A 15,728-nucleotide genomic window follows, 5' to 3' on the forward strand; every position below is an offset into this window, starting at 1 on the left:
ATTTGTAGAAAATGAAAAAGACAATTACAGAACTGCAATAAAATTTTAAGTACTTCTCAATATATAACCTCCAATAGTTTCGATTATTGGAGGTTTTTTTTGAGCCATAGTTAGTGCCGTTTAATGAAAGTTATTTGACGTTTAAAAAGAATTCGAACTTGCGCTCGTTTGTAACGAGTGCTTACCTATACCTGTCACTTAATAAAGGCGAATCAATGCGAAAATCAATAAAACTTTTTGTGTTGTGTGAACTATAATGCCTTCTAATTCTGTTTACAGTATAAGACCAAAACGGAATCCCAACACTTCAACACAAAAAAACATGAATCCCTACTTATTGCCCTTCGAGGATTTCTTTACCTATCTCCAACAGCAAGGATTTGCATTGGGCGTAGATGATTTTTTGCAGGTACAAGCATTGCTAAACCGATTGCCAGAAGACTGTTCACCTGAGCGATTGAAACGGTTGTTGTGTCCATTAGTGGCAAGCAATCAAGAGGAACAAACGTTTTTCTACCAAGCCTTTGACCGCTATTTTGCCAACATCGCTTTGCATCAAGAAACTCCACCCAATAGAAGCACTTCTCCCTTTGAAACACTGGAATCTAAGTCAGGTGAAGCGATTGAAGGAGAACAAGAAGAGTGGTCGGAAGAGGCTCATTTTCAAAAATATGGCGACAAAACGGTGTTTACTTTTTGGGGTTTTATTACCAGCCGTTTGACGTGGATCATTGCTTTTTTGGTGGTGATGGCAGTGCTGTTTTTTGTAGGCTTGGGTGCGACTTCTACTTTCAAACAGACCTCCAAACCTTTGATACATACAAATCCCGAACCAACAGAAATACCCAAAAAATCGCCTTATGGCGCAAATAGACCTTTTGAAGAACAGCCTTTTGAATATGGATGGCTGTGGTGGGTGGCACTATTTGCAGGAGGTGCATTTGTATTGTACCGCACCTACAAAGCGGAGGAGGAAGATTTTTATTTGGACGTAAAAGACCAACTCAAACCGCCGCATTATTGGAACATTCGAGTGCCAAAATCGGATTTGAAGTTTAGCCGTTCTTCGGTTTTCAAACAGGTAAGCCAACAATTACAGCATAGGCGAAAAGTACCGACTTCAAAAATGGACATCCCCAAAACGCTCACCGCAACAGTTGCCTCGGCAGGCTATCCACAATTTCACTACCTGCAACAAAGTGAACTGCCCGAATATTTGATGCTTTTGCCGCAAAGCAAAATCAAAGACCAAAAGCTGCAATTGTTGGAGGTTTGGTATGAGGCATTGAAGGAGCAGGAGGTGTTTGTGCATCGTTTTTTCTACCATCCGAACAAACCCGAATGGTGTTTGGATGAAACTGGAAATGCCTTACATATCAAAGAAGTATATGCCAAATTTGGAGCTTGTCGTTTGTTGGTTTTTGCAAATTTGAATAAATGGAATGAAAAGGATGCGGCTACTGCAATGGGTTTTTGGGAGGATTGGACTTCAAAAGCTTTGTTGAATACAAACAGTCCTTCAAAGGAAATGCAAGACTTGGCAGCTAAAAACGACTTCTTGTTGTTTGCTGCAAATTTGGAAAGTTTGACCCAACTCAACGACGTTTTTGAAGGGCAAGGATATGCCCCTTCTTTGGAGGCTGCAAAACGAGCAGCGAGTGATTGGGAGGCTTTGAGCATTGTGGAAACGGTGAAGGAATTGAAGCGGAGGCTCAATAAGGCGAGCTTTCGATGGTTGTGTGCAACAACACTTTATCCCGAAATGAATTGGGATTTGACGGTGTATATTGGTCAAGTGTTGTTTGACGAAAGGGAATTGGTGAAGGAGGAAAATGTGCTGCCTTTGGTGGATTTACCGTGGTTTCGGAAAGGCGCAATGCCCGATGGATTGCGGATGGCACTGAGGGCGCAATTGGACAAACACAGCACTTTTTTGGTCAAAGATGCGCTCTTGCATTTGCTGCAATTGAACCCATTGGTGGGCGAAGAATACAGCGAGGAGTTTTTTGATTATCAGCTACATATTGCCTTAGAAGATGCTCAATTGCATCCCGAAGATACCTACAAATTATCGACTTTGCAGCACTTAACCGAGCAAACACAGTTTGCAGAAAGCCGTTATCAACAAGTGGTATTGCGCTATTTGCGAGAGCAGAAAGAGGAAAGTGGTGCATTGAAGTTAGGTAAACAGTTTCAGCAAAAATTTCAAAGAAAAGAAATTGAAGTAGAGGGCATTATCACCAGCAAAAAAAAGGAGAAAATCACCTACGTTTACCCTGCTGCACCTTTGTTGGGGCGTTTGGCATCGGCTTTTGTGGATGTGATTTTTAGTATTTTTATCTTCTTTATGGCAGCTTGTGTGGGTATTTGTTTGGGAGTCTTTTTGGATAATGGTATGATTACTGGAATATTTTTAGCAGGTCTGTTCACCTTATGGGCTTACCTCGGTATGGATAGTTGGTCAGAAGGTACGGGTTTTGGGAAGTATTCGCTGTATCGGGTCATTGATGTGCGGACGAACAAACCTTGTAGTTTTTGGCAGTCTGCGGTGAGGCGTTCTTTTTTGCCTGTATTTGTGGGAGTTTTATTTGTAGCAGGGGAATTTTCTTTTTTTGATATGGAAGAAGAACTCATGATGACTCCTTTGCTTTTTTACGGTCTATTTTTTGTTTATGTAGCTTTTGTTGCTATCCAGCCAGATAGCAGAAAATTCACCGATTTGTTGGCACACACACAAGTAGTAAGAGAAGAGGACTACCAAAGTGGAAATTTTGAAGTGGTGTCGTCTTTTTCTAAAAAACAGCAGGCGACTCAGAAAACGGCAGGTAAAGAGATGCCCAAAAATGGTGAGAACTACGTGTATGCACGAGCAAATACACAGCACCGAATGAAAGCTGCGGGAGTAGATGTATGTATGATGATTGCTATTATGATTGGGATGATTTTATTTGGGGCACCTCTTTACACAGAAATATTGACATCCGGATGGGCAGGTTTATGGCTTTTTGTCATTCTATTGAGTGGACTTGGTTTTTGTGCGAATTTGGACAATTGGAACAAGGGAACAGGCTTGGGTAAAACGACAAATTTGGTGGTTATTGACCTGAATACCAATCAACAAGCTACTTGGCGGCAAAAGATTCTCAGAAGAAGTATAGACTTTTTGATGCTGTTTTTAGGGGCAGCATTTCTTTCATTTTTGGGTTTTACTTTTTCCATATTTCTATACTTTGTACTTCTGGTATTTACTGCAAATGTTTTGCTGGTTTACATCGGTCAAGGTCGCCGATTGGGAGATTATGTGTTGGGAACACAGGTAGTGGATTTGGCAGATTTTGAAGCAAAAAACTATGAAGTAGCTGAAAATCAAGAAATAACAGAGAAACGTGGAGAAATGGGGCAGGAAATGCAAAACCAGTTTATCAATTCAAATCCTTCAATAAATTTTCCAAATCCACCGCAAAACTATTTTTTGTAAATTCATTCATGCCCGATTCGCTAAGGTGATCGCCTTCGGCGTACATCTTCAAAGTCAGTCGATTGTCGTTGGTGTAGTCCAATAGTGGGATTTTGTTTTTCTTCAAATATGCCCGAAGGTCTTCGATGTATTGCAGCAGTTCAGGAGGTTGAGCTTGACCCAATACATCCCTGCGCCTTTTCGTTCTCACCAAAATCAGTTGAATTCCATTTTCTTGGGTCAATTGAATGATGTGGGGAAGGTAAGAACGGTTTACTTGATCATTGAAGTCGAAAAGTTCTTGTTTCCTTGCTTTTGCGGCTTCCAATTGTTGGGCGGTGATGATTTCTTCAATCATTTGCGTTTCATCAAAAGACTTGTCGAGTGCATCCTCCAAACGTTTGGATTTGGAATGGGTGAGTTTTGAAGTCGTTTTTTTCAGAGTTTCTGTTATCTTTTTGTTGACCAAGTGTTTTTTTACATAAATCGGAAGCTGTTGATACACAACCGATCCTGCATTGTAATTCAATTCCTGTACCAAAGGTTCTTCGCCCTCAAAGTAGTATTCGTTCAACAAGCGGGTGGCAGAAGTAAGTAGGTAATTGGGGTCGGTGAGAAAGTGATCCCTAAAAAAAAGCACCAGTACTTTGGGTTTTGGATTTGCCTTCACCACCACATTTTTGGTCACCAAATACCACCACGTCGAAGAAGTTCCTCCAATCGCAAATTTTGAAATCCTGCGTTTCATTAACTGTTGAAGTAGCATGTGATTGACTCCTCTTCCCAACATCGAATTGCCCAACAACACGATAGACGGTTGTTCCAAATTGAGTTCTTCTATTTGAGCCGCTTTCATGCTTGCAGGGTCGTCAAGAGAAAGCGTTCCTCTTTGCTCCAATGGAATGACCTCTTCCTTCAATGTGTTCATCCACACCGAAAGAAGCACAATCGGCAAAAGCATCAAAATCAATAAAATAGGTAATTTTTTCATCCTTCAATAATTCACTATTTCAAGAACATCCAAGACTACAAAAGTTTTCAAAACTTTTGTAGTCTATTCCTTTTATGACGATATTTCGCTACGAATAGGATTTATAATCAAGCGGTTATTCTGCTTTTAAAAATAGTGTTTTATCACCAAAAAGGGACTAACATCTGCGAAATCTGCAATCTAAAACTGAAAATAGATAAATGCCTGTCCTCCTTCAACGCCCATCACAATCGTTGCTGCAATGCACAAACCCAACAAAAACGCTCCAATATACACATTGCGCTGAGCGAAAGGCTGCAAAAGGTATTTCACTCCAAAAAACAAACAGTAAAAACCCATCAACAAACCAATATACAGCGCAATCATTAAGTCATTGAAGTTTTTGTAGAGTGGAGAGTGCAAAAGATTGTCTATCAGCCAAGTCATACTCGAAGTACGGAACAATGCCCAACCAAACAAGGTAATACAAATCATGACCGACCAACTCAAAATCCACTGTCCATTCGTTTGAGGCGACCACTTGCCACCCAAACCCAAGCGGTGATACACAAACAAAATCACCCCATGATACACTCCCCAAGCGATGAAATTCCACGCCGCACCATGCCACAAACCACTGATTCCCATTGTCGCTACCACCACCCAAAAGAACTGCCACTGTGTCGAAACCCTCGAACCGCCCAAAGGAATGTACAAATAATCTCGTATCCAAGTCGAAAAAGAAATGTGCCAACGCCGCCAAAAATCGGAGGGTGAAATGGCAATATAGGGATTGTTGAAGTTTTCGATGAGTTCAAAGCCCAACATTCGGGAAGTGCCACGGGCAATGTCGGTATAGGCCGAAAAATCGGTATAAATCTGTATCGCAAAACCAATCGTGCCGATGGTGAGTAGAAGGATAGAAGGGCTTTGAAGGAGGTAAATCTGATTGACATACATCGCCACATTGTCTGCAATAACCATTTTTTTGAACATTCCCCAAACTACCAAACCTGTGCCACTGTACAGTTTCTTCAAGCGCAGTTTTCGCTTTCTTTGGATTTGCGGCAACAATCGCTCGGCTCGCTCAATAGGCCCTGCCACCAATTGCGGAAAAAAGGACACGTACAAAGCGAAGTCAATGAAATTTTTACAGGGAGGGATTCGTCCTTTATAGACATCTACCGTATAACTCAAGGTCTGAAAAGTGTAAAACGAGATACCAACAGGCAAGAAGATATTCAAAGCTGGCAAGGCATTTTCGACACCTGCCATCAAAAACAGGTCGTTCACATTGTCAATAAAAAAATTGAAATATTTGAAGAAACCCAAAAGCCCCAAGTTGGTGAGAATACTGAGCCTCAAATACCATTTTTTCTGCTCTGGATTTGATTCAATCTGCAAACCACAATAGTAATCCACCACAGTCGAGGTCAAAATCAACAAACAAAACCACGGATGGACCCACCCATAAAAAATGTAACCCGAAACCAACAAGATGAGGTTGTGCCATTGCCGTTTACTGACGAACACAAAGAACATCAGTTGGATAAACAGAAAAACGATGAAGGTGACACTTGTAAAGATCATATCAACAATGTGGACGGATAATAAAGTTTTCTGACATCTGTCTATAGAGACCCATCGTTATGAAGCAGGGTTGTTTTCACATTGCGAAGTAAAGAATATAATTGGTGATTTCATAAGTGTTGCCTCACAATTTCCTCGACAAATCCTCCAATCTCTTTTTCTCCTCCTCCGTCAGGCTATCCAAACCCTTTCGGGTCACCTTATCCAACAGACTATCCAGTTCTGCTTGTTCGGTTTGATTGGTAGAACCAGGCGGTATAGTAGGAGATTCTCTATGTGTGTAAGTGTGAGAACGTTGTCGTGGACGGTTGGAACTTCTTTGTTTGCCTTGACGGTTACGAAAATGTTCGATTTCGGTCTTGAAGAAGTTGTCGACATGCAGCATTTCGGGACGGCGAACCACCATGTACAGAAAAAATAGCGTTGGAATGAGCATGATAAAAATGAAAAAACTATGCGCCACCAAAACACTCGGTTCTATCGCAATTGCCAACAGCATTCCCGCCAATGCACCGCCTAAGTGTGCTTCGTGTCCGATGTTGTCTCGCTGCGACTTGATGCCGTACATCGAAACCATCAAAAACAAAATTCCAAACAACCATGCGGGAATGAACGGTGGAAGCAGTATCAAGCCAATTTTGCTTTGTGGAAACAGTGCAATACTCGCATAAACGACTCCACTGATTGCTCCCGATGCCCCAACTGCTCGATAACCTCCATGATTTCGATGGATGTAGAGTGCCAAAGCATTGCCCGCCAAGAGGCTCACAAAATAGATGAAGAAAAACTTGGGCAGTCCAAATGCCGAACCTACGGATATTCCAAAGGAATACAAGGCTATCATGTTGAAGCCCAAGTGCATTAAATTGGCGTGTAGAAATCCCGAACTAACCATACGGATGTATTCTTTCCGCACCAAAATGGCATCTACTTCAAATAGATACTGCTCATAAAATTGCAGGTTTTTGAAGGCTTGGTAGCTAACTACACAGATGATGATGACAAACAGTAAGATTGCAGATTCCATATTTTTTTTGTGTTGGGGTTTTGGAGTGTTAATGTTGTTTTTGTGGATATTGTTCGTTTGTAGAGCGTAGGTTAACAAAAATAATTGGTTTTTTAGTTTCCTACTTCAAATGAAATATCTTTACAAAACATTTTGGCTCTTGATGATTCAACAACAACACCATTCACCAACCCTGTCACCCATGCACCGCTTACTTGACCATCTCCGAAAAAACAAACTACTTATTCTTAGTCTTTTATGCGGAATTATTTTTGTAATTCCGTCCCTGCTTTTCCCAACAGAAGTTTTTGAATGGACAAACTCATTGACGTTGAAGTTACTCACTATTTTTGATGGTTTTTATCTAATATTAGGACTTTTTTTCTTTCTGTTTTGTATTGGTATTGCAGTTTCTCCCTACGGCAAAATCAAATTGGGTTATTCTGATGACGAACCAGAATATTCTGTATGGTCATGGATTGCGATGTTGTACAGTACGGGAATGGGTTCAGGTTTGATAATCAGGGCAGTGCAAGAACCAGTGGCCTATTACCAAAACCCACCCATTGAAGGAATGAGTGGAGAAGCAGCCCAAACTCTGGCACTGCAATATGCCTATTTTCATTGGGGATTTTCTGCATGGGCGTTTTATGCGGTTATTGGACTCATCATGGCTTGGTTTCACTACAAACGCCATCAAAAAGCCTTGATAAGCGACACTTTGAAGACGATTTTACCTTCTCCCAAATTGGCTATACCGATAGATTTGTTGGCGGTTATTGCCACGATTTTTGGGGTCATTGCCTCCGTAGGTTTTGGTTCGGGAATGATTGTTGGAGGAACCAATCATCTATTGTCCCAAGAGTTTCCGCCGCATTATGCAATTTGGGCTATTCTCATTGTCAGTGTTTTATCGTGTATGTCCGCCATCAGTGGTTTGGACAAAGGCATAAAGTTGATTTCCAATATCAACATTGGAGGAACTTTATTGCTGTTGGCTTTCTTTTTCTTCCAAAACAATTTCTTCCATTTGGTGCAGCAGATGGGCAATAGCTTGTGGGCTTACGGCAAAGAATTTTTTGAAATGAGTTTGGCAATCGGAAAACATGGACACAACCCAAAATTTACGGCTGATTGGACGATTTTTTATTGGGCATTTTGGTTGGCTTGGGCTCCTTTCACAGGGATGTTTATTGCCCGCATTTCTCGTGGTCGAACCATTCGTTCTTTCATTGGAGGAGTGTTGATCATTCCCTCTTTCGGTACTTTTTTGTGGTTCTCCGTTTTTGGAACGATTGCTTTTGAAATAGTTGATACCTTGCCCAATGGTTACGAAGGGCAGTTTGACAATCTATTTACTGCCACTTTCCAATTTTTCGAATTGTATCCAATGAGCAATCTTCTAAATATTGTGACCATCTGCTTGATGTTCACCTATTTGATTACTTCAATGGATTCCGCCATTTTTGTTATCAGCATGATGACCGATAAAGGCAAGTCAGACCCTACGAAATTCTACAAAGTTTTTTGGGGCATTATGCTGCCTCTGATTGCTTGCACGGCTGTTTGGTTGGGCGGTGATAATTTTTTGCGGTCGACCAGCAATTTACTGATTATAACAGCCTTACCCTTTTCGTTTGTTTCATTGGTGATGGTCTATGCCTTTCTCAAAGATTTGAGGAAACCTTGATTTTGTATTCAATCGTTTAGCATCCGCTTCAATTGTCACTAAATATCTATTCAAAAATCTCTCCCCCTCAGCGTCTCTGCGTTCAAAGTCAAGCCAATACAAGCATACCCAAGCACAATTACCAACACAAAACACGTAGAGACTAAAACGTCTCTACTCGTACCTCAACGCCCGAATAGGATTTCCAATTGCAGCCTTTACCGCCTGAAAACTCACCGTCAAAATAGCGATGACCAATCCCAAAATACTCGCCAAACCGAAAGTCCAAAAGGTAATATCAGTTGGATAGGCAAAAGTTTCTGTCCATTTCTGCATCATGAAGTAGGCAATCGGCCAAGCAATGATGTTGGATATCAAGACCAAGAGAATGAACTCCTTAGTGAGTAGTAGGGTAATGTTGCCAATTGAAGCCCCCAGCACTTTTCGGATACCAATTTCTTTGGTGCGCTGCTCGGCAGTGTAGGAAGCCAAGCCAAAAAGCCCCAAACAAGCAATGAAAATGGCCAATAGGGTGAAATACAAAAACACTTTCCCCAATCGTTCTTCGGCAGTATAAAGCATGGCGAATTTTTGGTCGAGAAAATCGTATTGAAAAGGATATTCAGGCTCAAAACGAGTCCAAGTATCTTCAATAAAAGACAGACTTTCGGCCATATTGTTTGGGCTAAGACGAATCGCCACATTGTAGGTATATTGTGGATTCACACTCAAAATCATGGGTTTGATTTGTTTGGTGAAACCCTCAGTATGAAAATCTTTTACCACTCCAATCACTTTGCCCGATACTACATTCGTACCCATTTCTGTCACTTCTTTACCAATAGGATTGTCCCACCCAAAATTCTTTACCGCCGATTCATTGAGGATGTAAGCCGTAATGCTATCCGTTGAAAGATTGCGGTCAAAAGCCCGCCCTTGAATGATTTGCAGACCCATTGTTTCGATAAAATCAAAATCGGTTTCCATATTCCACAAAGGATAATGCTGCTGAACACCATCTTTTTCAGCACTGAACATATTCTGATTTGGATCACCATTACTTGGCAAAAAACTCGCTGCGGTCATACTGATGATATTCGGATTTTTCAAGATTTCCGTTTTCACCGTTTCCATCTGTTTCACGGTTTCACTTTTGTTCACTTCAATCATCACCAACTGCTCTTTGTCAAACCCCAAGCTGGCATTGTGTAAATAACTCAATTGCTGGGACACAAACAAAACACCAATAATCAAAGCCACTGAAATAGCAAACTGTGTCACCACCAATGCTTTGCGAAACTTTGCTCCGCCGCTGCCCTTCAATAGTGTTCCTTTCAAAACCGTTGCAGGGCGAAAACTTGATAGGTAAAAAGCAGGATAACTGCCTGCAAATAAACCTACAAAGATGAAAATACTGCCAAGAAAAACATAGAATAAAAAGGACTTACCGCCAAACAAGCTGATATTTTTGTCGACAATATTGTTGAAGTAAGGTAAAATCAATTCTATAAATACGACTGCCAAACACATCGCAATCAGACTTTGCAGCAAAGCTTCTCCCAAAAATTGACCAATCAATGCACTTCGAGGCGCACCTATCACTTTTCTGACTCCCACTTCCTTTGCCCTTTTTGAAGAGCGAGCTGTTGCCAAATTCATAAAATTGATACCTGCAATCAACAAAACCAAAATAGCAATGATACTAAAAATATAAATGAACTTCCGATCACTGTTTGCCTGCAATTCCCAATCCAAGTTGCCGCCCAAATGAATACCCATAAGCGGTTGAAGGTAAGCATCGAAGCGATTTCCAGAAGCCAAAAACTCCTCTACATCCATTCCTGCCATTTGCTTCAACTGTGGAGCCATATTGTTTTTGTAGAAAGTTGGAAACTTTGCTTCTACTTGTTCTTGAGTTGCCCCATCATGTAGTAGAATATATGTGTAAACATTGGAAGACAGCCAATTATCAGAATTGAAGTTGTCCAAAGAGACAATGGAAGCCAAAAAATCATAATGAAAGTGGGAGTTGCTCGGTATATCTCGCATCAAAGCGACCACCAAATAATCCCGGTCATTGTCCAACTTCAATGTTTGCCCTACGGCTTTTTCCTTTCCGAAATATTTTGCAGCAGCAGACTCGCTAATAATTACCTGATTGGGTTTGTTCAAGGCAGTTTTGGCATCTCCTTCAATGAGTTCAAAACTGAAAATATCGAAGAAAGTAGAATCTACCCACGCCCATGTCCGTTTTTCGTAAAATTTCTTTTCCTCCCAACTCACCAAAGCCTCTGCCCGATAAGGGTTGATGCGGGTAGTATTGATAACTTCTGGAAATTCATCCAAAATTGCCTTGCCAAGTGGATTGGGCGACACAGGGGCTTGCAATTGCTGTCCCATCATTTCGGCATCAATGGCTGTGCGGTAAATATTGTCCGCATTTTTGTGGAATCGGTCGTAACTCAATTCGTCGGTTACAAACAACAGAATCAACACGCAACACGCTATGCCAATTGCTAAACCAAGTATGTTGATAAGCGAGTATGTTTTATTGCGTAGCAAATTTCGCATCGCTACTTTGAAGTAATTTCTAAACATGATTTTGTTGTGTTAAAGTGTTAGTGTATTCAATTCCTAAATCAAAAAACTCTGTGCCTCTGTTTCTCTGTGTTCAATCAAACAGCAAACCCCTTCAATTGATTTTCCGCCACAATCTGACCATCCAACAATCGAACAATTCGATGAGCATATTCTGCATCTCTTGATGAGTGCGTCACCATGATAATCGTTGTGCCTTCTTCATTCAATTGGGTTAGCAACTGCATCACCTCACCGCCATTTTCGCTATCCAGATTACCTGTGGGTTCATCCGCCAAAATCAATTTGGGTTTGTGAACAATCGCCCTCGAAACCGCCACACGTTGCTGCTGACCACCCGAAAGTTGCTGTGGGAAGTGATTGCGTCGATGCATCATGTTCATGCGCTCCAAAACAGCTTCCACCATTTTTTTACGCTCCGCAGTCTTGATGTTGTTGTAGATCAAGGGTAATTCTACGTTTTCAAAAACGGTGAGTTCGTCAATCAAATTGAAACTCTGAAAAATAAAGCCCAAATTCGCTTTCCGCAAATCCGCCCTTTGTCGTTCCGAATATTTTGATATTTCTTGGTCGAGGAAATTGTATTCACCTGAACTTGGATTGTCTATCATCCCAATGATGTTCAACAAAGTGGATTTCCCGCAACCCGAAGGACCCATCACTGCCACAAATTCACCTGTTGCGATATTGAAGTTCACACCATTCAAAGCAGTGGTTTCTATTTCGTCTGTCCGATAGACTTTGGTTAAATTGACTGTTCGTATCATTTTTATTTTTGTGTTTAGGTTGGGTAGAGACGTTTTACTAAAACGTCTCTACGTGTTTATGTTGATGCACATACTATTGTAGAGGCAAAGGATGTGCCATTGAGTTAAATAGTTGATTATGTGATAATTGAATCGTATTTTAAAGATTAAAGTAATGAGTTTTGTTTCAGAGTGGAACAGTGAGGTGTTTCATTGTGGAACAGGTTCAAACTTTCTTTAAATCAGCAATTTAAGAGCGTCATCAATTTGCCTTGCCTCTGTCCAAACCATCAAATACCCTCCTTTCTGAATTTTTATGATATTTTTGGTTTTTGGACACGGCAAAACCCAGTCCTTCATGCCGTGAATTTGCAGCAGGTTTGCAGGAATTTCTTTGTTGTTCCATTGCAGTATGGCATTGATAGCCCACTTCAAAAATGGAGCATCCGTATCTTGCAATATATTCTTTAGGAGTGTTTTATCATTCGGTTGATACATTCCAAACAAGAAATAAGTAACAGGATTGGCCCACTTCAATAATTGGCTTGGCAGCAATATGTGTAGCTTCAATTTACCAAAAAATCGGTAGAACGATGGAATTTCTTGTTTTGTAGCAGCACTTGAAATCAGAATCACCTTTTTACAAGGCAGAATTTTACTTATTTCAACAGCGACCATTCCACCAAAAGAAACGCCCATCAAGATGACTTCTTCGTCTCTGTCAATTTGTTCGGATAACCGCAAAGCATATTCCTTCAAGTTGTTTCCATTTGGAGGAACCCATTGAAGGTGTTTGTGTTCTTGCTTTTCCAAAAACGACAAACGACCAAAAATCCTTTCATCTGCCCCCAAACCGCTTATCAAATACAGCATAGTTCAGTGATTAGTAAATTGTTGAAAGTTTCGCTACGAACACTAAAAAATATCTTCACCTCTCCGTCTCAGCGTTTATCCTCTAAATCAAGTGAGCAAAAAACCTCTTTACAAAGATATCCTCACTCCGCCCTCAACGCCTTCACTGGATTCGCCACCGCCGCTGCAATCGCCTGATACCCCACCGACAACCAAGCCACCGCCAACGAAAACGCAATGGCAATCAAAAAGATAGAAATACCCATGTCAATCGAATAGGCAAAGTTTTGCAGCCATTGACCCATCGCATAATAGGCAAGCGGCGAAGCAATCACGAAAGCAATCAATACGAGTTTGGTAAATTCTTTGGAGAAAAGCAAGACGATGTTGCCGACCGTTGCGCCCAAAACCTTGCGGACACCAATCTCCTTCGTTTTTTGAGCAGCCATAAAAGAAACCAAACCAACCAAACCCAAACAAGCGATAAAAATGGCGATAAAAGCAAAAATTCGGAACAACTGCTGCAATTTTGCCTCCGACTCATACGCCTGCCCCAAGCGTTCGTCCAAAAATTGGTATTCAAACAACTGATTGGGAAACATGCTTGTATAGGTATTTTTGATGTCTGCAATGGTTTGTTGAGGGTTGCGGGTTTTCATTTTCACTCCAGCCGTGCCAATGAAAATATTGCCTTTGAAGAAGACCGCAGGAATGATTTCCATTTGCAGCGAACGGTTGTGAAAATTTTGAAGCACACCAATAATTGGCATTTTGAAGCCATTGAAGAAAAGTTCTTCACCCAAAATTGCTTCATTGCTTTCAAAACCCATTTTTTTCACCAATTCCTCATTTACCACCACGCCTTTGTCATAAACCGAATCTTTTGCAGCTTGCTGCGGATACCATTCACCAGCAGCCAATTGCAGTCCATAAGTGTGCACAAAATCCACGTCCACCGTTTTGATTTCCGAATAGATTTTATCTCCCTTTTTGCCTTTATCGCCCATTTCGATATTGGAAGTCCACGAACTTTGTGCAATTGGCGCACCCATCGCATAACTTACGGCTTCAATGGAAGGATTTTGCAGCAATTCCGTTTTCATGCGCTGCAATTTTGAATCATCGTCATTGGGCAAATCCAACATCACAATCGCTTCTTTGTTGAAACCCAAATCTTTGTTTTTCAAGTAGTTCATTTGGTAAGTCATCACCAAAGTTCCAACAATCAGCACCTGCGAAATGATGAACTGAAAGACCACCAAACCCCGACGCATCAAAAGCGAACTTTTTTTGTTGGTTGTCAAGGTGTTTTTGAGGGCAACGGCAGCTTGGTAGCCCGACAAAACCATTGCAGGATAAAAACCCGCTAAAAAGCTGGTAATCAAAACACTTGAAACGGTGAACAACAGAATGTTTGGGCTAAAAATGTGCAATTGAAGATTTTGCCCCAAAAAATTGTTGAGGTACGGAAGGGCTAATTCCGCAAGGGTCAAAGCGAACACAACTGCAATGGTCGTCAGCATCAAGGTTTCTCCCAAAAACTGCTTGACCAACTGTTTTCGATTCGCTCCCAACACTTTACGCACTCCAACTTCCCTCGACCTTTTCACTGCTTGCGCCGTTGCGATGTTGATGAAATTGATGCAGGCTATCAAGACCAAAAACAAACCAATCAAGCCAAAAATCCACAAATAGGTTTTGCTAATCGTTGGGCGGTCAGTCGAACCTTCAAAACGGGTATCGAAGTGCATTTCGGTCAAAGGCTGCAAAAAATAGTTGCGTTCTGCTGCCCGTCCTTCACTTAGGTATTTTTGCTCGAAAGCTTCAAATCGAGAATTAATGCTTTCAGGTGTTTGATTGTCACCCAATACAACGTAGGTGCTTCCCGCCCAAGTCCAGTTCCAATTGTCTATATCTCCCACTTCTTTGGCATAGGCTTTCAAGTTCGCAAAACTGATGACCATCTCAAAATCCAAGTTGCTGTTGTCGGATATGTCTTCCATCAAACCTGTCACTTTCACATCAAATTTTTGGTCGAAAGTGATGGTTTTTCCCAAAACCGATGCCTCCAGTGGAAACAGTTTTTTGGCTAAACTTCGGGTCAAAACGATGGAATTGGGTTCGGCTAAGGCAGTGGAAGGATTACCTTCTATCCACTGATAGTCAAACACTTCAAAGAAATGTGAATCTGCAAATATCGAACTTTCTACTTTGAAGAGTTCCTCCCCAACACTGACCATTGTTTCTTGGTGATTGTGGATTTGAGTGACGTTTTCTAACTCTGGGAAATCGTTGCGAATGGCTTGTCCAACAGGATATTGACTGTATCCATTGAAGCTTTCTTCGTCTCGGTTGAGGCGTTCGCTTACGACTCGGTAAATTTTGTCGGCTTTGGCATGAAAAAAATCGTAACTTGTTTCATGATTGACTACCAAGAATATGAGTAGGCAACAGGCGATTCCCAAGGTCAAACCTAAGATGTTGATGAGGGCATATCCTTTGTTGCGGATAAGGTTGCGGTAAGCGGTTTTTATATAGTTTGTAAGCATTTTAGTTATTTTTTGAATATTTAGCAAAACTTTACCAACAATTTCCAATTTTGGCAACAGTTGAAGTGGGGATTGAACACAGAGACACAAAGGCACAGAGAATTTTTACTCACTTGATTTAGAAAATGAACGCTGAGACGGAGAGACACTGAGATTTTTTTGGTTTTTGAATATGGTTTCTTGTATTGTCATGCTGAAAGCATCTTGTTTGTTTATTGAACTGATTTTATTTCTTTTTTCAATCTTATTGGTTATCAATAATTTTTATGTTTTTTTCAACAAGATTTTTCT

Annotated in this window: 10 protein-coding genes; 3 read left to right on the forward strand and 7 right to left on the reverse strand. The window is 41.0% G+C overall.

Annotated features, from left to right (window positions below; genetic code table 11):
- Positions 1-322: 322 nt before the first annotated feature.
- Positions 323-3,478 carry an RDD family protein gene (locus tag R3E32_11195; GenBank protein MEZ4885283.1) on the forward strand — a complete coding sequence of 1,052 codons (3,156 nt, stop codon included), beginning with the start codon at positions 323-325 and terminating at the stop codon, positions 3,476-3,478.
- Here the strand turns inward: R3E32_11195 and R3E32_11200 are convergent.
- A complete protein-coding gene (locus tag R3E32_11200) occupies positions 3,423-4,448 on the reverse strand; it encodes a hypothetical protein (GenBank protein ID MEZ4885284.1) in 1,026 nt (341 codons plus the stop codon). The two genes, R3E32_11195 and R3E32_11200, sit on opposite strands and share 56 nt — an antisense overlap.
- A gap of 180 nt (positions 4,449-4,628) precedes the next feature.
- The gene (locus tag R3E32_11205) at positions 4,629-5,873 is read right to left on the reverse strand and encodes an MBOAT family O-acyltransferase (protein MEZ4885285.1); all 1,245 of its coding nucleotides are present in this window, start codon (positions 5,871-5,873) and stop codon (positions 4,629-4,631) included.
- Between the two features lie 12 nt (positions 5,874-5,885).
- Between R3E32_11205 and R3E32_11210 the strand changes: the two genes are divergently transcribed.
- Positions 5,886-6,038: a hypothetical protein gene (locus tag R3E32_11210; protein ID MEZ4885286.1), complete on the forward strand. Its 153-nt coding sequence runs from the start codon at positions 5,886-5,888 to the stop codon at positions 6,036-6,038.
- Positions 6,039-6,141: 103 nt separating this feature from the next.
- Here the strand turns inward: R3E32_11210 and R3E32_11215 are convergent, their stop codons facing one another.
- The gene (locus R3E32_11215; protein MEZ4885287.1) at positions 6,142-7,044 is read right to left on the reverse strand and encodes a rhomboid family intramembrane serine protease; all 903 of its coding nucleotides are present in this window, start codon (positions 7,042-7,044) and stop codon (positions 6,142-6,144) included.
- Between the two features lie 142 nt (positions 7,045-7,186).
- Between R3E32_11215 and R3E32_11220 the strand changes: the two genes are divergently transcribed.
- Positions 7,187-8,713: a BCCT family transporter gene (locus tag R3E32_11220; protein MEZ4885288.1), complete on the forward strand. Its 1,527-nt coding sequence runs from the start codon at positions 7,187-7,189 to the stop codon at positions 8,711-8,713.
- Between the two features lie 153 nt (positions 8,714-8,866).
- Here the strand turns inward: R3E32_11220 and R3E32_11225 are convergent, their stop codons facing one another.
- The 4 genes from R3E32_11225 to R3E32_11240 form a co-directional block, all read right to left on the reverse strand.
- Positions 8,867-11,290, reverse strand: coding sequence for an ABC transporter permease (locus R3E32_11225; protein ID MEZ4885289.1), 2,424 nt, complete (start codon positions 11,288-11,290; stop codon positions 8,867-8,869).
- Between the two features lie 77 nt (positions 11,291-11,367).
- Positions 11,368-12,057: an ABC transporter ATP-binding protein gene (locus R3E32_11230; GenBank protein MEZ4885290.1), complete on the reverse strand. Its 690-nt coding sequence runs from the start codon at positions 12,055-12,057 to the stop codon at positions 11,368-11,370.
- A gap of 216 nt (positions 12,058-12,273) precedes the next feature.
- Positions 12,274-12,909, reverse strand: a complete 636-nt coding sequence (locus R3E32_11235; GenBank protein MEZ4885291.1) for an alpha/beta hydrolase — start codon at positions 12,907-12,909, stop codon at positions 12,274-12,276.
- Positions 12,910-13,031: 122 nt separating this feature from the next.
- On the reverse strand, positions 13,032-15,437 hold the full coding sequence (locus R3E32_11240) for an ABC transporter permease (protein ID MEZ4885292.1): 2,406 nt from the start codon (positions 15,435-15,437) through the stop codon (positions 13,032-13,034).
- Positions 15,438-15,728 lie beyond the last annotated feature (291 nt).

The organism is Chitinophagales bacterium (assembly GCA_041392475.1).
GTDB lineage: Bacteria > Bacteroidota > Bacteroidia > Chitinophagales > UBA2359 > JAUHXA01.

What these genes read in the sequence shown, in the direction of transcription:
- R3E32_11195 (MEZ4885283.1), top strand. Translation starts at nt 323, where the DNA reads ATGAATCCCTACTTATTGCCCTTCGAGGATTTCTTTACCTATCTCCAA.
- R3E32_11200 (MEZ4885284.1), bottom strand. Translation starts at nt 4,448, where the DNA reads ATGAAAAAATTACCTATTTTATTGATTTTGATGCTTTTGCCGATTGTG.
- R3E32_11210 (MEZ4885286.1), top strand. Translation starts at nt 5,886, where the DNA reads ATGGACCCACCCATAAAAAATGTAACCCGAAACCAACAAGATGAGGTT.
- R3E32_11215 (MEZ4885287.1), bottom strand. Translation starts at nt 7,044, where the DNA reads ATGGAATCTGCAATCTTACTGTTTGTCATCATCATCTGTGTAGTTAGC.
- R3E32_11220 (MEZ4885288.1), top strand. Translation starts at nt 7,187, where the DNA reads ATGATTCAACAACAACACCATTCACCAACCCTGTCACCCATGCACCGC.
- R3E32_11225 (MEZ4885289.1), bottom strand. Translation starts at nt 11,290, where the DNA reads ATGTTTAGAAATTACTTCAAAGTAGCGATGCGAAATTTGCTACGCAAT.
- R3E32_11230 (MEZ4885290.1), bottom strand. Translation starts at nt 12,057, where the DNA reads ATGATACGAACAGTCAATTTAACCAAAGTCTATCGGACAGACGAAATA.
- R3E32_11235 (MEZ4885291.1), bottom strand. Translation starts at nt 12,909, where the DNA reads ATGCTGTATTTGATAAGCGGTTTGGGGGCAGATGAAAGGATTTTTGGT.
- R3E32_11240 (MEZ4885292.1), bottom strand. Translation starts at nt 15,437, where the DNA reads ATGCTTACAAACTATATAAAAACCGCTTACCGCAACCTTATCCGCAAC.